The sequence below is a fragment of the Blastococcus sp. SYSU DS0533 genome, assembly GCF_054050775.1.
The window spans coordinates 122,621-144,572 of record NZ_JBJGZZ010000010.1; the positions used below are offsets into that span (position 1 = coordinate 122,621).

The following is a 21,952-nucleotide window of genomic DNA, read 5'->3' on the forward strand; positions in this document are numbered from 1 at the left end:
CGGTGCGGCGTCCAGGCGACGACCTCCGTCGACGACGAGAGCGGCCCCCGGGGCATCCCGGGGGCCGCTGTCATCGGTGTGGGCAAGGGGGGAGTTGAACCCCCACGTCCTCTCGGACACACGGACCTGAACCGTGCGCGTCTGCCATTCCGCCACTTGCCCTGGCGAGGGAAGACAGTAGCAGCCGCACGGCACCCCGCCGCCGAGGGGGTCCGACCGCGGCGCGTGAGGACGACGTGCGGGGCGTCGCGCCTTCCTGGGCGGTCAGCCGCGTCCGGCCCGGCTACGATCACGGATGGCAGAGTGGGACGTCCGGCGAGCGCAGAGGAGCGACTGTGGGTGTGCTGCAGCGCTTCGAGCGCCGGCTCGAAGGCATGGTCGGGCTCGCCTTCGCCCGCCTGTTCAAGGGCAAGGTGCACCCGGCCGAGATCGCCAAGGCCCTCCAGCGGGAGGCCGACGAGCAGCGCTCGATACTCGGCGAGGGCCGCGTGCTGGCGCCCAACGTCTACGTCGTCCGCCTCGGGGAGACCGACTACGAGCACCTGGGCCAGTGGTCCGACCAGCTGGCCGGCGAGCTCGCCGACATGGTCACCGAGCACATCGAGGACGAGGGCTACCAGGTCTTCGACAAGGTCACCGTCGCGCTCGAGCGGGACGACGAGCTGACCACCGGCGTCTTCGAGGTCAGCTCCCAGGTCGCCGACCCGGCCCGGCCCCACGCCCGGGCCGACGCACCCCCGATGGCCTCCGCCCCGGTGGCCGGTCACCCGCCGCTGCCCCCGCTGCCCCCGCTGCGCGGGCGGATGGCCACCGACACCGGCAAGCAGAACCCTTCCGTGGTCGGCCGCGCGGGCTCGCGCACGGCGGTGACGCACGTCCTGGTCGTCGACGGCCCGGGGACCCGCCACGAGCTGTCCACCGGGCGCAACGTCATCGGCCGCGGCACCGAGGCCGACATCCGCATCCCCGACACCGGGGTCAGCCGCAAGCACGTCGACGTCGTCCTGGACGGGGACGTCGCCACCGTCGAGGACCTGGGGTCGACCAACGGGACGCTGGTCAACGGCCGGCGGATCACCCGTCAGCCGCTCAGCGACGGCGACGTCATCCGCATCGGCCACTCGGTGCTCGTCTACCGGCAGGACGGGGCGTGACCGGGTCCGTGCGGACGCAGCCGGGCCGGATCCGGGAGCAGGCGCTCCGCCTCGATCCCGGGCAGGTGCAGGGCGGGGTGCGCCCGTGACCGAGCTCGTCGTCCAGATCTTCCGCTTCGGCTTCCTGCTGCTGCTGTGGCTGTTCATCTTCGCCGCGTTCCGCGTGGTGCGGGCCGACCTGTTCGGCGGCCGCCCCGGGCGCGTGGCCACCGTGCCCCCCCGCGCCGCGGCGCCGAAGAAGCGCGGGCACCGCGGCCCCAAGTCGCTGGTGGTCACCGCCGGCCCGCTGACGGGGACCAAGATCACCCTCGGTGACCAGCCCATCCTGATCGGCCGGGCCGACGACTCGACGCTCGTCCTCACCGACGACTTCGCCAGTTCCCGGCACGCCCGCCTGACCAACCGGGGCGGGCAGTGGTACGTCGAGGACCTCGGTTCCACCAACGGCACCTACCTGGACCAGCAGCGCGTCCAGGGACCGCTGCAGGTCGCCCCCGGCCAGCCGATCCGCATCGGCCAGACCGCACTGGAGCTGCGTTCGTGACGTTGGTCCTCCGCTACGCCGCGCGCTCCGACCGCGGCCTCATCCGCGGCAACAACCAGGACTCGGTCTACGCCGGGCCCCGGTTGCTGGCCGTGGCCGACGGCATGGGTGGCCACGCCGCCGGTGACATCGCCAGCAAGGTGGTCATCGCCGCCCTCGAGCACCTCGACGACGACACGCCCAGCGGCGACATGCTCCAGGCGCTGCGCTCGGCGGTGTTCGAGGGCAGCGAGCACCTGCGCGAGGTCATCCGCGAGTCGCCGCAGCTCGAGGGCATGGGCACCACGCTCACCGCGATCCTCTTCGCGGGCGGCCGGCTGGCTCTCTGCCACGTCGGCGACTCCCGGGCCTACCTGGTCCGCGACGGCCAGCTCTCCCAGATCACCCACGACGACACGTTCGTGCAGACGCTGATCGACGACGGCCGGATCACGCCGGAGGAGGCCAACCACCACCCGCAGCGCTCCCTGCTGCTGCGCGCCCTCAACGGGCAGGAGGTGGAACCCGACCTCTCCATGCGGGAAGCGCGCGCGGGCGACCGCTACCTGCTGTGCTCCGACGGCCTCTCCGGCGTCGTGAGCGAGGAAACCCTCGCCGAGGCCCTGCAGAACCCCGACCCGGAGGCGACCGCGGACCGGCTGGTCGAGCTGGCGCTGCGCAGCGGCGGGCCGGACAACATCACCGTGATCGTCGCCGACGTCCTGGAGGACACCGGCAGCAACGGCCGATTCGACCCGGTGGTGGACGGCGCCGCCGGCGACAACATCGGGCAGCGCGAGGTGGACCCTCGCTCGGCCGCCGGCCGCGCGGCGCTCGCCGACCAGGCCTCCGCTCCCCCGCCGACACCCACGCTGCCGACGGGCGGCGGCCCCTCCGCCCGCCGCCGCCCGATGCGCATCCTCCTGGTGGCGGGGGCCCTTCTCACCGTGCTGGTGGCGGGGGCGATCGGCATGTACTTCTGGGCGCTCAACAACTGGTTCGTGGGGGTGAACGGCTCCGGCGACGACCGGCAGGTGGCCGTCTTCCGCGGGCTCGACGTCTCCTTCCTGGGCATGGACCTCTACCGCCTGGACCGCGGCACCGACCTGGCCCTCGGCGACCTGACCCCCGCGGCGCGCAACCGGGTGCTCGGCAGCATCACCGCGGACGACTCCGCCGACGCCGAGCGGATCGTCTCCGCGCTGGCCGACCAGCGGCTGCCGATCTGCCGGCCGACCGGCGGCGGCGCGACGGAGCCCACCAGCACACCGACGCCCCCGGCGGCCGCCCCGACGACCGCTCAGGAGCCCGCCCCCGGCGACGCTGCCCTCCCGGAGGGGCTGGCCCCGGAGGAGACGCCGGCCGCCCCGTCGTCGGCACGGACGACCTCGTCGTCCGTGCCGGGGGTGGACTGCCGGGAGGTCGACTGATGGCCGGGCCCGTCACCGACCCGCGCGCGGCCGCCGCCGGGACGCCCACCCGCCGGGGCACCGAGGCGCTGCTGCTCGCCTTCGCCGTTCTGATCACCGTGGTGGCCCAGATCATCGTCGACCTCACCGTCACCGGTGAGCTGCGCCCGCAGATGGCCGGCTTCAGCGTGTGGATCGCCGCGCTCTGGGTCGTGGCCCACCTCGTCGTCCGCCGGTGGGCGTCCTACGCCGACCCGCTGCTGCTGCCGGCCGTCGCCCTGCTCGTCGGCCTGGGACTGGCCGTGATCCACCGGCTCGACCTCGCCGCCGAGCAGGTGGGCAGCACCGTCACCCGCGAGGACGCCCCCGTGCAGCTGGTGTGGGCCACCCTCGGTGTGGCGCTCTTCGTCGCAGTGCTCGTCGTCATCCGCGACCACCGCACGCTGGCCCGCTTCGCCTACACGCTCGCGCTCGTCGGGCTGGTGCTGCTGGCCGTCCCGGCCGTGCTGCCGGCATCGATCTCCGAGGTCAACGGGGCCAAGATCTGGATCCGGGTCGCCGGCTTCTCCATCCAGCCGGGCGAGTTCGCCAAGATCTGCCTGGTCGTCTTCTTCGCCGCCTACCTGGTGGACAAGCGCGACGTGCTGGCGCTGGCCAGCAAGAAGGTGGCCGGGATCGAGCTCCCGCGCGGCCGCGACCTCGGCCCGGTGCTGCTCGCCTGGATCGTCTCCATCCTGGTGCTGGTCTTCGAGCGCGACCTGGGCAGTTCGCTGCTGCTGTTCGGCATCTTCGTGGTGATGCTGTACGTGGCCACCGAGCGCGCCAGCTGGCTCTTCATCGGCCTGGCCCTCTTCGCCGGCGGCGCCTTCATCGCCTACCAGATCTTCGCCCACGTGCAGGCCCGCGTGAACACCTGGCTGGACCCGTCGGCGTACTACGACGGCGCCGGGTACCAGCTGATGCAGTCGTTGTTCGGCCTCGGGACCGGCGGGCTGTTCGGTGCCGGGCTCGGTGGCGGCCGCCCCGACCAGGTGCCGGTGGCCAAGAGCGACTTCATCGCTGCCGCCGTCGGCGAGGAGCTCGGCCTGTTCGGGCTCGTCGCGGTGATCGTCGTCTACCTGATCCTGGTCGAGCGCGGGCTGCGCACGTCGCTGGTCGTCCGCGACGCCTTCGGCAAGCTGCTGGCCACCGGCCTGGCGTTCGCCATCGCGTGGCAGGTGTTCGTGGTGCTCGGCGGCGTCACCGGGCTGCTCCCGCTGACCGGCCTGACCACGCCGTTCCTGGCGTACGGCGGGTCGTCGCTGGTGGCGAACTTCGTGCTCGTCGCGCTGCTGGTCCGCATCAGCGACGCCGCCCGCCGCCCGACGGCGCCCCACGCCGCACCCGTGCGCCTGGGTGACGCCCCGACCGAGGTGGTGACGCCGTGAACGCCCCGCTGCGCCGGGTCGCGATCAGCGTGCTGGTGCTCTTCACGCTGCTGATCGTCAACGTCAACGTCATCCAGGTCGTCCGGTCGGACGACCTTCGCTCGGACACCCGCAACACCCGCGTGATCGCCGACTCCTACGACCGGGAGCGCGGCTCGATCATCGTCGAGGGGACCGAGGTCGCCCTCTCGGTCCCCACCGACGGCCGCCTCGAGTACCTGCGCACCTACCCGCAGGGGCCGTTGTACGCGCCGGTCACCGGGTACCACTCGCTGGTGTACGGCAACCGGTACCTCGAGGACGTCATGAACGACGTGCTGTCCGGGGACGACGACCGGTTGTTCGTCCGCCGCATCGCCGACCTGTTCACCGGGCGCGACCCGGCCGGTGGGGACGTCGTCCTGACGCTGGACCCGGACGTGCAGGCCGCCGCCATGGCCGGCCTCGACGGCGTGACCGGCGGCGTCGTCGCGCTCGACCCGCGGACCGGCGCCGTCCTCGGCATGGCGAGCACGCCGACCTACGACCCCGGTCTGGTCTCCGGCCACGACCCCTCGGTCATCCGCGAGAACATGGAGCAGCTCACCGGGGCGGACCCCGACCCCCGGGTGAACCGCACGATCGGGGACAACTTCCCCCCCGGGTCGCTGTTCAAGGTGATCGTCGCGGCCGCCGCGCTGGAGGAGGGGCTCACCCCGGAGTCGGTCGTCCCGGCCCCCCGCGAGCTGCCACTGCCGAACAGCAGCCGGGTGATCCCGAACTTCGGCGGCTCGGCCTGCAGCCCCAGCGGCGAGCAGTCGCTCACGGACGCCCTGACGATCTCCTGCAACACCGCCTTCGCCCAGCTCGGCCTCGACCTCGGCGAGGAACAGGTGCGCGAGATGGCGGAGGCGTTCGGGCTGGACGACGGCGGGCTGGAGATCCCCCTGCAGGTCGCGCCGAGCACCGTGGGCGACATCGTGGACGACGCCGCCCTCGCCCAGACCTCGATCGGCCAGCGCGACGTCCGGATGACCGTGCTCCAGGCGGCGATGGTCGCCTCCGCGGTGGCCAACGACGGCGTGCAGATGAAGCCCTACCTCGTCGAGGAGCTGCGCGCCCCCGACCTGACGGTCATCGACTCCGCCGACCCGGAGGTGCTCAACGAGCCCGTCTCCGCCGAGGTCGCCGACCAGCTCACCGAGATGATGGTGAGCGTCGTCGCACGGGGCTCGGGGCGGGCCGCCCGCCTGCCCGGCATCGAGGTGGCCGGCAAGACCGGTACCGCGCAGGTGCGCGAGGGCGTGCCCGACCACAACTGGTTCATGGGCTTCGCGCCGGCCGACGACCCGCAGATCGCCGTCGCCGTGTTCGTGGCCAACGGCGGGGGTACCGGCGGCGACGTCTCGGCACCGATCGCGCGCGACGTCATGGCGGCCTACTTCGACGGGCAGGGCGGCTGATGGCACTGGGGATCGGCAGCATGCTGGCCGGGCGCTACGAGATCACCGCTCCCATCGCCACCGGCGGCATGGGGGAGGTCTGGAAGGCGCGCGACCGGGTGCTGGACCGGATCGTCGCGGCGAAGGTGCTCAAGACCGAGTACACCAACGACCCGAGCTTCCTGGCCCGGTTCCGCAACGAGGCGCGGCACACCGCGGCCCTGTCCCACCCCAACATCGCCTCGGTCTACGACTACGGGGAGACGACCGACGACAGCGGCGTGCAGACCCTGGCCTTCCTGGTCATGGAGTTCGTCGAGGGCCAGCCGCTGGTGACGATCCTGCACGAGGAGGGGCGGCTACCGGTCGACTGGACGCTGCACGTGCTCGGCCAGGCCGCCGACGGCCTCTCCGCCGCGCACCGGGCCGGCGTCGTGCACCGCGACATCAAGCCGGGCAACCTGATCGTCCGCCCCGACGGCGTGGTGAAGCTGACCGACTTCGGCATCGCCCAGGCCCGGGACGCCGCCCCGCTGACCCGCACCGGCATGGTGGTGGGCACCGCGCAGTACCTCTCCCCGGAGCAGGCGCAGGGGATGGAGGTCACGGCCGCCTCCGACGTGTACTCCCTCGGCGTCGTCGGCTTCGAGTGCCTGGCCGGCGTCCGGCCGTTCGACGGCGCCTCGCAGGTGGCCATCGCGCTGGCGCACATCAACCGGCCGCCGCCCCCGCTCCCCGGCGACGTCCCCCCGGCGGTCCGGCTGCTCGTGGAACGAGCCCTGGCCAAGGACCCGGCCGACCGCTTCACCGACGGCGGCGCCTTCGCCGACGCCGTCCGCCGTGTCGCCGCCGGTGACGGCCCGGCCGCCGCCGGCGGCGCCCTGGTGGCGCCCGCCACGGCGCCCACCCAGATCGTGGAGGTCGGGGACGGCCGCACCCAGGTCTTCGCCACCCCGGCCGCCGGCATGCCCGCGGTGTCACCGGCCACCGGCGGCCGCCCCATGCCGCCGCTCCAGGCAGCGTCGGACGACGACGACTGGGTCGGTGCCGACGAGCCACCGGCGCGGCGCACCCGGCGCTGGCTCTGGCCGGCCGCAGCCCTGGTGCTCCTGCTCCTGGTCGCGGGCACCACCTACGTGCTGCTCGGGGACTCCGGTGGGAACACCGACCAGGACGCCTCGTCCACCACCGGCGCGGCCAGCACCAGCGCCGAGGTCGGCGGGATCCTCCTCGACCCGGCGCGGTACATCGGCCGCGACGCCGACGAGGTGGAGGAGGAGCTGCGGGAGGCGGGGTTCACCTCCGTCACGCAGGAGGAGGCGAGCGCGGGGCTGCTCACCGCGCTGGGCCAGACGCTGGACCAGGGCGACGTCGTCGGCATCGAGCCCTCCGGGGTCGAGGCGACGCCGGACACCCCGGTCACGCTGTTCTACGCCCCGGACGACTACGACCCCGCGCCCGTGGAGGACGACGAGGACGAGGGGGACGGCGACGAGGAGCCGCCGCCCCCGGCCACCACGGCGCCGCCGACGACCACCGCTCCGCCCAGCACGACGCAGCCGACCACGACCGCGCCCACGACGACCACGGCGACGACGAGCACGTCGACCTCCGCCGCGGGGACCCCGGCCCCGTCGACGTCGGCCGAGCCGACCACGACGACCGAGCCGGCCGATCCGGGGACCGACCCCGACGCCAACGCGGCGACGACGCTGGGTAACGGTCAGTGAGCAGTCCGACACGGGGATCCCGGGATGCGGGCCGTTCTGCGGTTAGGCTCGCCGACGGCCAGCAGCCCGCGGCACCGACCGTCGCGGGCAGCCTCCGCACCGCCTGGCCGCAGAGGCTGCACGGAACCGCCCGAGAGGACCGTCGATGACCACGCCGCAGGTGCTCGGTGAGCGCTACGAGATCGGCGGAGTCCTGGGCCGCGGTGGCATGGCCGAGGTCCACCACGGACGCGACCTCCGCCTGGGCCGCGAGGTGGCGGTCAAGGTCCTGCGCCACGATCTCGCCCGCGACCCCTCCTTCCAGGTCCGCTTCCGCCGCGAGGCGCAGGCCTCGGCGTCGCTCAACCACCCGGCGATCGTCGCCGTCTACGACACCGGCGAAGACCGCACCCCCAACGGTGCCACCCCGTACATCGTCATGGAGTACGTCGAGGGCGAGACGCTGCGCGACGTGCTGCGGCGCGAGGGCCGGCTGCCGGTCGAGCGGGCGATGAGCCTGGCGGCCGACATCTGCGGCGCCCTGGACTTCAGCCACCGCAACGGCATCGTGCACCGGGACGTGAAGCCGGGGAACGTCATGATCACGCCGCAGGGAACGGTCAAGGTCATGGACTTCGGGATCGCCCGCGCGGTCTCGGACTCCGCGGCCACGATGACCTCCACCGCGGCGGTCATCGGGACCGCCCAGTACCTCTCGCCCGAGCAGGCCCGCGGCGAGGGCGTGGACGCCCGGTCCGACGTCTACTCGCTGGGCTGCCTGCTCTACGAACTGGTCACCGGGGCGCCGCCGTTCACCGGCGACTCCCCCGTGTCGGTGGCCTACCAGCACGTGCGCGAGGACCCGCGGCTCCCGTCGTCCATCAACCCCGACGTGCCGCCGGAGCTGGACGCGATCCTGCTCAAGGCGATGAGCAAGAACCCGGCCAACCGGTACCAGTCGGCCGCGGAGATGCGCAACGACCTCCTCCGGGCGCTGGCCGGGCAGCGGGTCGAGGCGACGCCGGTCATGGGCGACGCCGAGAAGACCGCCATCATCGGCGCCCCGGTCGGCGGCTACGCCAGCGGGTACGGCGACGAGGACTGGGACGACGACGGCGACCGGCGCCGCAAGCGCCGCATCATCGCGATCGTCGCCGTCCTCGGCATCCTGCTGCTCGGTGGCGCCATCGCCGCCGCGGTGGCCCTGAGCAGGGGCGGGGAGACCGACGCCGTCGCGCAGGTCACGGTGCCCCCGTTGCTGAACCTGGACCAGGCGGCGGCCGAGCAGGCCCTCAGCGGGGCCGGGCTGGCCGTCGGCGAGGTGACCCAGGAGGCGAGCACCACCGTGCCCGAGGGCCAGGTGGTCGGCAGCACCCCGCCCAGCGGCAGCCGCGTGGACGAGGGCAGCGACGTCGACCTGGTGGTCAGCGCCGGCCCCGACACCGTCCAGGTGCCCAACGTCGTCGGCCTCACCGAGGACCAGGCGCGCGCCAACCTCGAGCAGGCCGGGTTCACGAACGTCTCGAGCCGGCAGGTCGACTCGATCGAGTACGACGAGGGCCGGGTGGCGGCCGTGAGCCCCGCCGAGGCGAGCCAGGCGGACCCGGACACGGCGATCACGCTGAGCGTCTCCACCGGCACCGTCGAGATGCCCGACGTGGTGAACCGGACCGAGGCGCAGGCACGCGCCGCCCTGCAGGAGGCCGGCTTCGGCGCCGGCCAGATCACCCGCCAGGACGTCGAACGCGACGACGTCGCGCCGGGCACGGTCGTCGAGACCGATCCCTCGGCCGGGCAGGACGTCGGCTCCGGCGACACCATCACGCTCCTGGTCGCCATCCCGACCCCGCCGGAGGAGACGACCGCGCCGACCCCGTCGAGCACGCCCACTCCCACCACGCCGTCGCAGTCGCCGCCGGCGGGCGAGGACGAGGGCGAGGTCGAGGGCGAGGGCTGAGCCGGCCCCGCCCCGTGCAGCAGGGCCCGCTCCCGGTCCGGGAGGGGGCCCTGTTGCGTCTCAGGAGGTCAGGCGATGGCCGAGGAGAGCCGTTGGACGCTCGCGGTGGCTGCGGCCACCAGCTCCTCGTCGGGCGCGAGGTCGCACGCGGCGAGCCAGGTAGCGAGCATCCGGTGGCCACCCTCGGTGAGCACCGACTCGGGGTGGAACTGGACGCCCTCGATCGGCAGCTCGCGGTGCCGGAGCGCCATCACCAGGCCCGACGGGGTGTGCCCGGTGACCTCCAGCTCGTCGGGCACCGTGGCCGCGTCGACGGCCAGCGAGTGGTACCGGGTGGCGGTGAACGGTGACGGGAGCCCCGCGAGCACGCCGTGGCCCTCGTGCACGACCTGGCTGGTCTTGCCGTGCAGGAGCTCCGGGGCGCGCACGACCACCGCACCGAACGCCTGAGCGATCGCCTGGTGCCCCAGGCACACGCCCAGGACGGGCGTTCCCCGCTCGGCCGCGGCACGGACCATCGGCACCGTCACGCCGGCGTCCGCCGGGGCACCGGGGCCGGGCGAGAGGAGGACACCGGCGACGTCGAGATCGGCCAGCTCCTCGACGGTGACGGCGTCGTTGCGCCGCACCTCGCACCGGACACCGAGCTGCCCCAGGTACTGCACCAGGTTGTAGACGAAGCTGTCGAAGTTGTCGACGACGAGGACCGGACGGTCGGTGGCGGTCATCGCGGTCGGGCTCCTCGCGGGGGTCGGGGTGCCGCGCGGGCACCCGTGGACCGCCGGGCGTTCAGCCGGCGATCGCGTGTTGCAGGGTGAGGCCGCCATCGTAGGCGGGCACCGTCACCTGGGTGCGCTCGCGTACCTCGAAGGTGAGACCCCAGGAGGCCACCGCCTGCTCGAAGACCGCCACCTGCGGGGAGGCATCGAGCGCGGCCTCGACCTGCTGGGCGTCCACCACGGCGGTGATCACGAACGGCGGCGAGTAGGTGCGCCCTTGCAGCAGGAGGGTGTTGCCCACGCACCGGACGGCGCTGGTGGAGATGAGCCGCTGGTCCATGACCGCCACACCGTCGGCGCCGGCCGCCCACACGGCGTTGACGACCGCCTGGACGTCGCTCTGGTGGATGACGAGGTCGTCGGGGCGGGCCCCGCTCGGGAGGTTGCCGTCGGACCGCTGGGGCGCGTCGTCGAGGGTGATGACCACCCCGGAGCCCGTGACCGGCGTCAGGCCGGCGGACGGGGCACCGGCCTCGGCGACGGCCTGCTCCTCGGCGACGGCGCCGTCCCGGGTCGCCACCTGGTCGGTGAGCCGCTGCACCTGCTCCTGGAGCTGGGCGAGCTGGCGTTCCTGCCGGGCCACCGCCGAGTCCCGCTCCTCCACCAGCTGGGAGAGCTGGGTGACCTCGCCGGCGCGCAGGTCGCTGCCCTGGGCGGTCCGGCCGGAGGTGGCGAAGAGCAGCCCGGCGGCCAGCGCCACGACGGGGACCAGCGCCCCCCAGGCGGAGGAGGAGCGCCCGGCGAGCGACCAGCGGGCCACCGGGCACCTCCTTCGGGACGGACCGGGTCGGCGCGTACGGGTGAGATACCGCTGCCGACGTCCCCCGGAAGTTTAGTCTGGGGAGCAGTTCCGGCCGGGAGGACGAGCCCGGCCGCCGGGAGGGAGTACGCACGTGCCCAAGTCGAAGGTGCGCAAGAAGTCGGTGTACACGCCGCCGGAGGACGTCGCCCGCTCACGGGGTTCGCAGGCCAAGGCGCTGCAGCCCAGCCCGCGCTGGTACGCGCCGGTGATGGTCACCCTCATGCTGCTCGGCCTGCTGTGGATCGTCGTCTACTACGTCGCCGGCGACCGCATCCCGTTCATGGTCTCCCTGTCGGCCTGGAACTTCGCCGTCGGTTTCGGCGCCATGGTCGCCGGGCTGATCATGTCGATGCGCTGGCGGTAGCACGCGCATCCCCGATCGCCGCACGAGGCCCCTGTCCCTCCCCGGGACGGGGGCCTCGCTCGTTGCCGGGCCGGGGTCCCGCGCGACCGTTCGAGGGTGGGGAGGACCGGGCCCGTGACTGTGCACAGCCGCCGTCGTCGTCCACAGGTCGACATGGCGGCCCACCCCCAGGGTTGTCCACGGAATGTGGAGGAGCGCTTCGGGTCGACACCGTACTGACCTGCGGTTTTCCCAGGGGTGGGGCTCGTGTGACGACGCGGCCAACGGCGTAACTACAGCCGTGTGAGTCTGTCCCCAGCTGTGTACCCAGCTGTGGACGAGTCGACATGTCCGTGCGGCGGGGACGGCGGACGTGGCACGCCTTACCCGCGTTGACCTGCGCATACACCGGACAGCGAGGCAGCTGTGGACGGACCCGTCCGGGTCACCGGAAGCACCGGGATGTGCACGGAGAGGCAGCACGCACCGTCGGTGGACGACGCAGGCCCGGAACGGCACCAGCCCCCGGCCGGGCGACCGGGGGCTGGTGGGCGGTAGAGGGGTCAGGCGTCCAGGAGCTCCAGGATCGTCGCGTTGGCCGTGCCGCCGCCCTCGCACATCGTCTGCAAGCCGTACCGGGTGCCGGTCGCCTGCATGTGGTGGACGAGGGTGGTCATGATCCGCGCGCCCGAGCCGCCCAGCGGGTGACCCAGCGCGATGGCCCCGCCGAGCGGGTTGAGCCGCGCGGCGTCGCCACCCGTGTCCGCCATCCACGCCAGGGGGACCGGGGCGAACGCCTCGTTGACCTCGAAGACGCCGATGTCGTCGATCGAGAGGCCCGAGCGCGCCAGCACCTTCTGGGTCGCGGGGATGGGCGCCGTCAGCATGATCACCGGGTCGTCGCCGGCCATGACCGTGGTGTGGATGCGCACGATCGGTCGGAGGCCGAGCTCGCGGGCCTTCTCGCTCGTGGTCACCAGCAGGGCGGCCGACCCGTCGGAGATCTGGCTGGCGTTGCCGGCGCTGATCACGCCGTCCTCCTTGAAGGGCGTCTTCAGGGAGGCGAGCTTCTCCAGGGTGCCACCCGGGCGGATGCCCTCGTCAGCGCTGATCACCGTGCCGTCGGGCAGGGTGACCGGCGCGATCTCCTCGTCGAAGGCACCGTCGGCCTGGGCCTTGGCCGCCTTCTCGTGCGAGGACAGCGCGAACTCGTCGAGCTGGGTGCGGGAGAACCCCCAGCGCTCCGCGATCATCTCCGCGCCGATGCCCTGGTTCGGGTAGACGCCGTCGTAGCGCTCGAGGAAGCGCGGGCCCAGCGGCTTGCCCGCGATGCCGTCCGCCCGGGCCGAGCCCATGGGCACCCGGCTCATCGACTCGACACCGCCGGCGACGACGACGTCGGCCTGGCCGCTGATGACCGTGGCGGCGGCGAAGGCGACGGCCTGCTGGGACGACCCGCACTGGCGGTCGATCGTCGTGCCCGGGACCGACTCCGGCCAGCCCGCGGCCAGCGGTGCGTTGCGCCCGATGTTGAAGGTCTGCTCCCCGACCTGGCTCACGCAGCCCCAGAAGACGTCCTCGACGACGGCCGGGTCGATACCGGAGCGCTCGGCGAGGGCCTCCAGCACGTGGGCGGAGAGGTCCACCGCGTGCACCCCGGAGAGCCCACCCCCTCGCTTGCCCACCGGCGTACGGACGGCGGCACAGATGACGGCATCACGCATGGACCCACTCCTCGGGGACGACGGTCGGGTGCGCCGGCCGGCCACCCTGCCCGCGATCGTATGTTCCGCGCCACACCTGGCACGCTCCAGGAGTGCAGTGGTCTCCCCCGGCAGCCCGGCCGGCCTGTCTCGCCGCCGGTGCCGTCGCCCTCGGCGCGGTCACCCTGCTCCTGGACCCGGCGGGTCGCATCCTGGTCGGCGGTGCCGCGCTCCTGCTGCTGGTCCTCGCCTTCCGCGAGGCGCTGCTCCGGCCCCGGCTGACCGCCGGACCCGACGGCGTGACGGTGCGGACGCTGACCGGGACCCGGGTGCTGCCGTGGGGGCTGCTGCGGGTGCGCGTCCGCAGCACCCGGCGCTGGGGGACCACGGTGCGCACGCTGGAGCTGGAGGGGCCCGCCGGCGGCGCCGACGACGGGCTGCTCCTCGTCCTGGGCCGCTGGGACCTGGGCGCGGACCCCGCCACCGTGGCCGGCCGCCTGGCGGAGCTCCGCCCCGGGGGCGGCCCCGCACGGTGACGGCGGACGGGCCCCGGTGTCAGACGGCGCCGAGGTGGGAGACGCCGAGGGCGAGCACGAGGAGCAGCACCGCCAGCGCCCCGATGCCGGCCGCCTGGACGGCCCTGCGGCGCCGCGTGCCGATCAGCAGGGCCGCGACCGCGGCTCCGGTGACCAGGCCGCCGAGGTGGCCCAGCAGCGAGATCCCGGGCAGGAAGCTGATGAAGATGTTGATGCCCAGCAGCACCAGGATGCCCCGCACGTCCTGGCGGCGGACCACCATGAGCACGCCGAGCGCGCCCAGGAGGCCGTAGATGGCCGTGGACGCGCCGGCGACGGGCCGCGCGAAGTCACCGAACAGCTGGATGGCGGTGGAGCCGCCCAGCGCCGAGACGACGTAGAGGGCCAGGAACCGCGCTCGGCCCAGCTGCCGCTCCAGCTCGGACCCGAACACCAGCAGCGCCAGCATGTTGAGCACCAGGTGCACGAGGCCGATGTGCAGGAAGGCGGCCGTGAGCAGCCGCCACGGCTCACCCAGCTCGACCAGGAGCGGGTACTGGGCCAGATCGGTGAAGACCTCGGACCGGTAGTTCTCCAGCGGGGCGTTGCCTGCGAGCCCCGCCGACACCGCCGTCACGAGGAACATGACGACGTTGATCGCGATCAGCGTCACCGTGACACCGCCCCAGCGCGTGGCCGCTGCCTTCAGGCCCGAGCTGCGCTTGGGCGCCCGCACCGTCGCCGCCCCCTCCCGGACGCACGCCGGGCACTGGAAGCCGACGGACGCCGGGACCATGCACTCGGGGCAGATGGGACGGCCGCACCGCGCGCACGAGATGCCCGTGGGCCGATCGGGGTGGCGATAGCAGGCCGGAGGCGGGGGCGGCGGCTGCTCGGCCGCGCCCCCGCCGTGCGGATCCGTGGTCAGCTGCGCTGCACCTCGACGGATTCGATCACCACGTCCTCGACGGGGCGGTCGTTGCGGCCGGTGGAGACGGCGGCGATCCGGTCGACGACGTCCCGGCTCCCCTGGTCGGCGACCTCGCCGAAGATGGTGTGCTTGCCGGTCAGCCACGTGGTGGGCGCGACGGTGATGAAGAACTGCGAGCCGTTGGTGCCCGGGCCGGCGTTGGCCATGGCGAGCAGGTACGGCTTGGTGAACGCGAGGTCGGGGTGGATCTCGTCGCCGAACTGGTAGCCGGGGCCGCCGATGCCCTGCCCGAGCGGGTCACCGCCCTGGATCATGAAGCCGGAGATGATCCGGTGGAAGATCGTCCCGTCGTAGAGCTTGTCCGTGGTCTTCTCGCGGGTCGCGGGGTGCGTCCACTCGCGCGCGCCCTCGGCGAGGTCGGCGAAGTTCGCGACCGTCTTGGGGGCGTGGTCGGGGAACAGGTCCACGGTGATGTCGCCGTGGTTGGTGTGCAGGACCGCGCGGCGGGCGGGAGTCGATTCAGTCACCGCTCCACTCTCCCACCGTCCCGCCGACCGCGTGTCGCTGGGCCGGGACCCCCGACCTTCCGCGTGGCACGCGTCGCCGCGGGGGCCACGAACGGCTCACCCGGGGCGGGCTCCGAGCCGGGCCTGTCTGCTCGACGACGTGGCCGATGGGGCGGTCCCCGCCTGCGATCCGCGTCCTGCGGGGGCGGACCTCACGGACCGGAGCCCGCCGGGCGCTCGTACCCGGGCCCCACGGAGGTGGGCCCGCCGGTCGGAGGAGTGGAGACGAGGGGAATCGAACCCCTAACCCCCGCCTTGCAAAGGCGGTGCTCTGCCAATTGAGCTACGTCCCCGGGCGGCCCTGCGCGGGCCGGTGGTTCAGCGGGTGGGCGTGCTGACGGCGCCCGGACCGCTCGTGGCCTCGCGCCAGAGCTCGGCCTCGGTCCGGTCGGTGGACCGCTTCCGGACGGCGACGAGTGCACCGGCCGCAGCGGCGACGAGCGCCAGCTTCTTCAGCACGCGGAGAACCTCCTCGGGCGCTTCGCTCGCCGCGGCGGCGACGTGCGGGGGAACGCGGAACCGCGAGGCTCCGGTACACGGGTGGGCCTGGGAGGACTTGAACCTCCGGCCTCATCCTTATCAGGGATGCGCTCTAACCGCCTGAGCTACAGGCCCGTGAACCTCGAACAGCATACGTGACCCCCAGGCTGCGCCCGCAGGGGGCCCACCACCCCCGCCCGATCGTCCCGGGCGGTCCGCACGGGCGACGAACGCGCTCGGCACCACAGGGGATCGGACAGTGGGCCGCCGACGACGACGGCCACGTCCCGCCCACGTGGGGACGGCACGTGGCCGCGGTGCGATCCGTGCCGCCCCGTCTCTGGGCCCCACCGCGATCGTGCGAGCGGAGGGGCGACGGGGTCCTCGATCTAGTCCCGCTCGGAGAGCGTGACCTCGAGCCCACCGACCAGGTCGGCGCACAGGTTGTAGATGAACGTGCCGACGGTGCAGAGCGCGGTGAGCAGGACGACGTTGATCGCCCCGATGACCGCCGCGCCCCAGAACACCACGCCCAGGGTCACGACGTCGCCGGTGGACTCCGAGCCCGAGGCGCTGCCGATCTGCCCGAACAGGTCGTTCACGGCGTCGAAGACGCCCAGCCCGCCGAGCACCAGGTAGAGCAGGCCGACCGCCACCATCCAGATGAAGAAGAGGGCGATCGACAGCATCAGCGAGATCTTCAGGGCCGACCAGGTGTCGATGTGGCGGACCTGCAGGCGGGCCCGGCGGGGACCGCGGCCGCCCTTGCCGCGGCCGGTCCGGGCGCCGCCCACGCCGGCACCCTTGGGGGCGGCGTCGCCCTCGGGGCTGCCGGCGGTCGCCTCCGCGTCCGCCGACGGCGCCTGCTGGGCCGTCTCCTGGGGGGCCACCCCTGGCTGGACCGCGCCCTGCTGCGCCGGCGTCGCACCCGTCGCCGGGGTCAGCGGCTGCGGGACGACCGGTGCCGCGCCCGTGCCCGGGGACTGCGCCCGCTGGCTGCCGGTGGTGGGGATGGACTGCGTCGGGGCCGGCTTGCCGTCCGTGGGGGTGCCCTCCACCGCGCTCCCGTCCCCTGCCCGGGAGTCGGTGCGCACCGAACCGTGCGTCCGGTCGCTCATGCCAGTCTCCCGTTCCGCAGCGGCGACGCCGCTCCTTCAGTCCCGGGCTCCGCGGCGGCTTCTGGCCACCGCGGAGCCGCAGTCGCTTGCGTGACTAACTACTCACCCTAGGCGGCGGGCTCGTCGTTGTCCGTCGTACGCGCGATCGCCACGATCGACACGTCCTCCGGCAAGTTCATGAGCTTGACGCCCATGGTGGCGCGGTCCTTGTTGTGCCGCACGCCGTTGACCGGCGTCCGGATGACGCCGCCACCGGAGGTGATCGCGTACAGCTCGTCGCCGAGGGTCACGGCGAGCGCCCCGACGAGCGCACCCTTGCGGGCCTTCGGGTCGGCCGTCAGCACGCCCTTCCCGCCGCGCCCCTGGTTCGGGTAGTTCTCGATGCCGGTGCGCTTGGCGAACCCGCGCTCGGTGGCGACGAGGACGTCCACCCCTTCCTGCGCGACGATCATCGACAGCAGGCGGTCGTCCTCGGAGAGCGAGATGCCGCGGACGCCCTCCGTGGCTCGCCCCATGGGGCGCAGTGCGGCGTCGTCGGCCTTGAAGCGGATCGACATCGCCTTGCGCGTCACCAGCAGGAGGTCCTGCTCGGGGAAGATGAGCGAGGCGCCGACGAGTTCGTCGCCGTCACGCAGGTTGATCGCGATGACCCCACCCTGGCGAGGCGAGTCGAAGTCGGTCAGCCTGGTCTTCTTGACCTGCCCCTTGGCGGTGGCCAGCACCAGGTACGGGGCGACCGTGTAGTCCTTGATCTGCATGACCTGGGCGATCTTCTCGTCGCCCTGGAAGGCCAGGATGTTGGCGACGTGGGCGCCGCGAGCGGTGCGGTTGGCCTCGGGCAGCTCGTAGGCCTTGGCCCGGTACACCCGGCCCTTGTTCGTGAAGAACAGGATCCAGTCGTGGGTGGAGCCCACGAAGAAGTGGTCGACGATGTCGTCCTGCTTGAGCTGGGCCCCCATCACGCCCTTGCCGCCGCGGCGCTGCGACCGGTAGAGGTCGCTCTTCGTCCGCTTGGCGTAGCCGGTGCGGGTGATGGTGACGACGACCTCCTCCTCCGCGATGAGGTCCTCCATCGAGACGTCGCCCTCGTTCGGGACGAACTTCGTGCGGCGGTCGTCGCCGTACTTCTCGACGATCTCGGCGAGCTCGTCCTTGACGATCTGCCGCTGCCGCTCCGGCGACGCGAGGATCGCCTGCAGGTCGGCGATCCTCGCCTCGATCTCGGCCAGCTCGTCCATGATGCGCTGGCGCTCGAGGGCGGCCAGCCGGCGCAGCTGGAGGTCGAGGATTGCGACGGCCTGGATCTCGTCGATGTCGAGGAGCTCCATCAGGCCCCCGCGGGCCTCCTCGGCCGAGGGGCTGCGCCGGATGAGGGCGATGACCTCGTCGAGCTGGTCGAGGGCCTTGGCGTAGCCGCGCAGGATGTGCGCGCGCTCCTCGGCCTTGCGCAGGCGGTACCGGGTGCGCCGCTGGATGACCTCGATCTGGTGGTTGACCCAGTTGCGCACCAGCTCGTCCAGGCGCAGCGTGCGCGGCACGCCGTCGACGATGGAGAGCATGTTGCAGCCGAAGGAGGTCTGCAGCTGCGTGTGCTTGTACAGGTTGTTCAGCACGACCTTGGCGACGGCGTCACGGCGCAGCGTGATGACCAGCCGGCGGCCGACGCGATCGCTGGACTCGTCGGCGATCTCGCTGATGCCCTGCAGCCGGCCCTCCTTGACCAGGTCGGCGATGTTCTCGGCGAGGTTGTCGGGGTTGACCTGGTAGGGCAGCTCGGTGACGACGAGCTGCACCCGGCCCCGGGCGTCCTCCTCGACGGTGACGACGGCGCGCATGCGGACCGAGCCGCGGCCGGTCCGGTAGGCGTCCTCGATGCCCTCGCGGCCGACGATGAGGCCGTGGGTCGGGAAGTCGGGGCCCTTGATGCGCTCCATGCACGCGGTGAGGGCCTCCTCGGCCTCCGCGTCCGGGTGGTCGAGCATCCAGAAGACGGCCTCGGCCACCTCGCGCAGGTTGTGCGGCGGCATGTTGGTGGCCATGCCGACCGCGATCCCGGCCGAGCCGTTGATCAGCAGGTTCGGGATGCGCGCGGGGAGGACGACGGGCTCCTGGGTGCGGCCGTCGTAGTTGCCCTGGAAGTCGACGGTCTCCTCGTCGATGCCGGCCAGCATCTCCATCGCCAGCGGCGTCAGGCGGCACTCGGTGTACCGCATGGCGGCCGCCGGGTCGTTGCCCGGGGAGCCGAAGTTCCCCTGGCCGTCGATGAGCGGGTAGCGCATCGACCAGGGCTGGGCCAGGCGGACGAGGGCGTCGTAGATCGCCGAGTCGCCGTGCGGGTGGTAGTTGCCCATGACCTCGGCGACCGGGCGGGCGCACTTGACGTACCCGCGGTCGGGCCGGAAGCCCTGGTCGTACATCGCGAAGAGCACGCGGCGGTGCACCGGCTTGAGACCGTCGCGGACCTCGGGCAGCGCGCGCCCGACGATCACGCTCATGGCGTAGTCGATGTAGCTCCGCTGCATCTCCTGCTGGAGGTCGACCGGTTCGACGCGGTCGCGGGGTGGGGTCTCCGTCACGGTTCAGGTCTCCACAGGTCGGTGCACAGGGGTGGACAAAAGGCCAAGTCGATCGCTGAAGCCGTCCGCCGGCCCCCTCGCCGGGCCGCGACCGCGAGGCTGCGAGCGGTCGGGGGCGAGGGGTCCTCCATCAGACGTCGAGGAAGCGGACGTCCCGGGCGTTGCGGGTGATGAAGCTGCGCCGGGCCTCGACGTCCTCACCCATCAGCACGCTGAAGAGCTCGTCGGCCGCGGCCGCGTCCTCGAGCGTCACCTGGCGCAGGATGCGGGTCTCGGGGTTCATCGTGGTCTCCCAGAGCTCGCTGGCGTTCATCTCGCCGAGCCCCTTGAACCGCTGGATCATCTCGTCCTTGATCTTGCGGCCGCCCTCGACGCCGGCCTTGACGACGGCGTCACGCTCCCGGTCGCTGTAGGCGTACTCGTCACCGACCTTGCCGCCCCACTTGATCTTGTACAGCGGGGGCTTGGCCAGGTAGACGTACTGCCCCTCGACCAGCGGCCGCATGAAGCGGAACAGCAGGGTCAGCAGCAGGGTGCTGATGTGCTGGCCGTCGACGTCGGCGTCGGCCATCAGCACGATCTTGTGGTACCGGAGCTTCGAGATGTCGAACTCGTCGTGGATGCCGGTGCCGAAGGCGGTGATCATGGACTGGACCTCGGTGTTCTTGAGGACCCGGTCGATGCGCGCCTTCTCGACGTTGATGATCTTGCCGCGGATCGGCAGGATCGCCTGGAACATCGAGTCGCGGCCCGACTTCGCCGAACCGCCGGCGGAGTCACCCTCGACGATGTAGATCTCCGAGGCCCGCGGGTCGGTCGAGCGGCAGTCGGCCAGCTTGCCCGGCAGGGAGTTGTTGCTCAGCAGGCTCTTGCGGGCCAGCTTGCGGGCGTCCTGGGCCGCGCGCCGGGCACGGGCCGCCGAGGCGGCCTTGGTGATGATGGTCTTGGCCTCGGCGGGATTGGACTCGAACCAGTGGCCGATCTGCTCGTTGCAGATCCGCTGCACGAAGCCCTTGACCTCGGTGTTGCCCAGCTTGGTCTTCGTCTGGCCCTCGAACTGCGGGTCGCCGATCTTGACCGAGACGATCGCGGCGAGGCCCTCCCGGATGTCGTCGCCGGTGAGCTTCTCGTCCTTCTCCTTGAGCAGCTTCTTCTCGACGGCGTACCGGTTGACGATCGAGGTGAGCGCCGCACGGAAGCCCTCCTCGTGCGTGCCGCCCTCGTGGGTGTTGATGACGTTGGCGAAGGTGTGCACCGACTCCGAGTAGGCATCGGACCACTGCATGGCGATGTCCACGGACATGGCCATGTCGTTCTTGCCGGTGCCCTCGGCGGAGAAGCCGATGACCGACTTGTGGATGGGCGTCCGCCGCCGGTTGATGTGGGCGACGTAGTCGACCAGGCCCCCGTCGTACCGGTAGGTGACCTCGGTGGGCTCGAACGCCTCGTCCTCGGCCTCGGCCGGGGTGGCCGCCTCGGCCAGCGACTCCTCGCCGACACCCGTCTCGGCCTTGGCGTGACCCGGGCGCTCGTCGCGCAGCACGATGGTCAGACCGGCGTTCAGGAACGCCATCTCCTGGAGCCGGCGGTTGATGGTGTCGAACGAGTAGGTCGTCGTCTCGAAGATGTTGCCGTCGGCCCAGAAGGTGATCTGGGTGCCGCGCTTGTCGGTCGGCCCGACCTCCTCGAGCGGCCCCGGCTTGGCCTCCGTGTACTCCTGGTGCCACTCCTTGCCGCGGGTCCAGACACGGACGTCGAGCCTGGTCGAGAGGGCGTTCACGACGGTGACGCCGACGCCGTGCAGGCCGCCGGAGACGCCGTAGCTCTTGCCGTCGAACTTCCCGCCCGCGTGCAGGACGGTCATGATCACCTCGACCGTCGGCCGCTTCTCGACCGGGTGCATGTCCACCGGGATGCCGCGGCCGTTGTCCTCGACCCGGACGCCACCGTCGGCCAGCAAGGTGACCTTCACGGTGTCGCAGTAGCCGGCCAACGCCTCGTCGACGGCGTTGTCCACGACCTCCCACACCATGTGGTGCAGACCGCGCTCACCGGTGGAGCCGATGTACATACCGGGGCGCTTGCGCACCGCCTCGAGACCCTCGAGGACGGTGATGGAGCTGCCGGAGTAGCTGTTGTCGACCTGGGGTGCTGCGACCACGTGGGGCCTTCCTCTCGAGCAACCGGCGCGCCAGGACCCCGAGCACGCGCGGGGGGCCAGGACGGCGCAGGAGGGCGCTCAGCCGGTTGCTGACGGTTTTCGTCTCCCACGATACCGCGAGGTACGACGAGAACCGTGCCGTGCACGCCCTGACGTCGTGTCTGCGCCTCTCCCGGGATGCCCGCCACCATCCTGCTTGGCCCCCGCTCCGACACGCCGTCAGCGACGCCGCTGGCGGTCGCGGTCGTCGTCGGCGCCGTCGGGTTCCACGTGGAACACGGTCGCGCCGACGGCCGGACGGCCCCGCGACCGCGTCCTCCCTCCCCGTACGGCGTCCTCCCTCGGCCCACCGTGAGGGGGGACGCACGACGATCAGGC

Annotated in this window: 18 protein-coding genes and 3 tRNA genes; 9 read left to right on the forward strand and 12 right to left on the reverse strand. The window is 72.6% G+C overall.

What is annotated here, in order from left to right:
- Positions 1–79: 79 nt before the first annotated feature.
- Positions 80–162 (reverse strand) — tRNA-Leu (locus ACI79W_RS13580).
- Positions 163–335: 173 nt separating this feature from the next.
- On the opposite strand from ACI79W_RS13580, the gene ACI79W_RS13585 reads away from it, so the two are divergent.
- The 7 genes from ACI79W_RS13585 to pknB all read left to right on the forward strand — a co-directional run bounded on the left by ACI79W_RS13585 (position 336) and on the right by pknB (position 9,600).
- Entirely contained in the window at positions 336–1,154 is an 819-nt protein-coding gene (locus tag ACI79W_RS13585) for an FhaA domain-containing protein (RefSeq protein ID WP_456562615.1), read from the forward strand.
- 85 nt (positions 1,155–1,239) lie between these two features.
- Entirely contained in the window at positions 1,240–1,698 is a 459-nt protein-coding gene (locus ACI79W_RS13590; protein WP_456562616.1) for an FHA domain-containing protein FhaB/FipA, read from the forward strand.
- Positions 1,695–3,107 carry a PP2C family protein-serine/threonine phosphatase gene (locus ACI79W_RS13595; RefSeq protein WP_456562617.1) on the forward strand — a complete coding sequence of 471 codons (1,413 nt, stop codon included), beginning with the start codon at positions 1,695–1,697 and terminating at the stop codon, positions 3,105–3,107. The genes ACI79W_RS13590 and ACI79W_RS13595 overlap by 4 nt, the downstream gene beginning before the upstream one ends.
- Positions 3,107–4,513, forward strand: a complete 1,407-nt coding sequence (locus ACI79W_RS13600) for an FtsW/RodA/SpoVE family cell cycle protein (protein ID WP_456562618.1) — start codon at positions 3,107–3,109, stop codon at positions 4,511–4,513. Before ACI79W_RS13595 ends, ACI79W_RS13600 begins: the two co-directional genes overlap by 1 nt.
- Positions 4,510–5,955, forward strand: coding sequence for a peptidoglycan D,D-transpeptidase FtsI family protein (locus ACI79W_RS13605; protein ID WP_456562619.1), 1,446 nt, complete (start codon positions 4,510–4,512; stop codon positions 5,953–5,955). The genes ACI79W_RS13600 and ACI79W_RS13605 overlap by 4 nt, the downstream gene beginning before the upstream one ends.
- Positions 5,955–7,664 carry a serine/threonine-protein kinase gene (locus ACI79W_RS13610; protein WP_456562620.1) on the forward strand — a complete coding sequence of 570 codons (1,710 nt, stop codon included), beginning with the start codon at positions 5,955–5,957 and terminating at the stop codon, positions 7,662–7,664. Before ACI79W_RS13605 ends, ACI79W_RS13610 begins: the two co-directional genes overlap by 1 nt.
- 145 nt (positions 7,665–7,809) lie before the next feature.
- Positions 7,810–9,600, forward strand: a complete 1,791-nt coding sequence (gene pknB, locus ACI79W_RS13615; protein WP_456562621.1) for a Stk1 family PASTA domain-containing Ser/Thr kinase — start codon at positions 7,810–7,812, stop codon at positions 9,598–9,600.
- Between the two features lie 68 nt (positions 9,601–9,668).
- Here the strand turns inward: pknB and ACI79W_RS13620 are convergent, their stop codons facing one another.
- Complete coding sequence (locus ACI79W_RS13620; protein WP_456562622.1) at positions 9,669–10,328, reverse strand: aminodeoxychorismate/anthranilate synthase component II; 660 nt, start codon at positions 10,326–10,328, stop codon at positions 9,669–9,671.
- Between the two features lie 61 nt (positions 10,329–10,389).
- Positions 10,390–11,139, reverse strand: coding sequence for a DUF881 domain-containing protein (locus tag ACI79W_RS13625; RefSeq protein WP_456562623.1), 750 nt, complete (start codon positions 11,137–11,139; stop codon positions 10,390–10,392).
- Between the two features lie 133 nt (positions 11,140–11,272).
- On the opposite strand from ACI79W_RS13625, the gene crgA reads away from it, so the two are divergent.
- The gene (gene crgA / locus ACI79W_RS13630; protein WP_456562624.1) at positions 11,273–11,545 is read left to right on the forward strand and encodes a cell division protein CrgA; all 273 of its coding nucleotides are present in this window, start codon (positions 11,273–11,275) and stop codon (positions 11,543–11,545) included.
- Positions 11,546–12,087: 542 nt separating this feature from the next.
- On the opposite strand, the gene ACI79W_RS13635 is transcribed toward crgA, so the two are convergent.
- Positions 12,088–13,248 (reverse strand): thiolase family protein, encoded by a 1,161-nt coding sequence (locus ACI79W_RS13635; RefSeq protein WP_456562625.1) that lies wholly within the window; start codon positions 13,246–13,248, stop codon positions 12,088–12,090.
- A 92-nt stretch (positions 13,249–13,340) separates the two neighbouring features.
- On the opposite strand from ACI79W_RS13635, the gene ACI79W_RS13640 reads away from it, so the two are divergent.
- Positions 13,341–13,763, forward strand: a complete 423-nt coding sequence (locus ACI79W_RS13640; protein ID WP_456562626.1) for a PH domain-containing protein — start codon at positions 13,341–13,343, stop codon at positions 13,761–13,763.
- A gap of 19 nt (positions 13,764–13,782) precedes the next feature.
- On the opposite strand, the gene ACI79W_RS13645 is transcribed toward ACI79W_RS13640, so the two are convergent.
- The 8 genes from ACI79W_RS13645 to gyrB form a co-directional block, all read right to left on the reverse strand.
- Positions 13,783–14,538, reverse strand: coding sequence for a rhomboid family intramembrane serine protease (locus tag ACI79W_RS13645; RefSeq protein ID WP_456562627.1), 756 nt, complete (start codon positions 14,536–14,538; stop codon positions 13,783–13,785).
- A 128-nt stretch (positions 14,539–14,666) separates the two neighbouring features.
- Positions 14,667–15,200 carry a peptidylprolyl isomerase gene (locus ACI79W_RS13650; RefSeq protein ID WP_456562628.1) on the reverse strand — a complete coding sequence of 178 codons (534 nt, stop codon included), beginning with the start codon at positions 15,198–15,200 and terminating at the stop codon, positions 14,667–14,669.
- Between the two features lie 259 nt (positions 15,201–15,459).
- Positions 15,460–15,532, reverse strand: a tRNA-Ala gene (locus tag ACI79W_RS13655).
- A 25-nt stretch (positions 15,533–15,557) separates the two neighbouring features.
- Positions 15,558–15,698 carry a DLW-39 family protein gene (locus ACI79W_RS13660; protein ID WP_456562629.1) on the reverse strand — a complete coding sequence of 47 codons (141 nt, stop codon included), beginning with the start codon at positions 15,696–15,698 and terminating at the stop codon, positions 15,558–15,560.
- 82 nt (positions 15,699–15,780) lie between these two features.
- Positions 15,781–15,854: transfer RNA gene (locus ACI79W_RS13665), tRNA-Ile, on the reverse strand.
- Positions 15,855–16,108: 254 nt separating this feature from the next.
- The gene (locus ACI79W_RS13670; protein WP_456562630.1) at positions 16,109–16,837 is read right to left on the reverse strand and encodes a DUF3566 domain-containing protein; all 729 of its coding nucleotides are present in this window, start codon (positions 16,835–16,837) and stop codon (positions 16,109–16,111) included.
- 107 nt (positions 16,838–16,944) lie between these two features.
- Complete coding sequence (gene gyrA / locus ACI79W_RS13675) at positions 16,945–19,413, reverse strand: DNA gyrase subunit A (protein WP_456562631.1); 2,469 nt, start codon at positions 19,411–19,413, stop codon at positions 16,945–16,947.
- A gap of 130 nt (positions 19,414–19,543) precedes the next feature.
- Complete coding sequence (gene gyrB / locus ACI79W_RS13680; protein WP_456562632.1) at positions 19,544–21,574, reverse strand: DNA topoisomerase (ATP-hydrolyzing) subunit B; 2,031 nt, start codon at positions 21,572–21,574, stop codon at positions 19,544–19,546.
- Positions 21,575–21,952: the final 378 nt, after the last annotated feature.

Coding starts and splice junctions, on each gene's coding strand:
- ACI79W_RS13600 (WP_456562618.1), top strand. CDS start 3,107: ATGGCCGGGCCCGTCACCGACCCGCGCGCGGCCGCCGCCGGGACGCCC.
- ACI79W_RS13610 (WP_456562620.1), top strand. CDS start 5,955: ATGGCACTGGGGATCGGCAGCATGCTGGCCGGGCGCTACGAGATCACC.
- pknB (WP_456562621.1), top strand. CDS start 7,810: ATGACCACGCCGCAGGTGCTCGGTGAGCGCTACGAGATCGGCGGAGTC.
- ACI79W_RS13620 (WP_456562622.1), bottom strand. CDS start 10,328: ATGACCGCCACCGACCGTCCGGTCCTCGTCGTCGACAACTTCGACAGC.
- ACI79W_RS13635 (WP_456562625.1), bottom strand. CDS start 13,248: ATGCGTGATGCCGTCATCTGTGCCGCCGTCCGTACGCCGGTGGGCAAG.
- ACI79W_RS13645 (WP_456562627.1), bottom strand. CDS start 14,538: ATGGTCCCGGCGTCCGTCGGCTTCCAGTGCCCGGCGTGCGTCCGGGAG.
- ACI79W_RS13670 (WP_456562630.1), bottom strand. CDS start 16,837: ATGAGCGACCGGACGCACGGTTCGGTGCGCACCGACTCCCGGGCAGGG.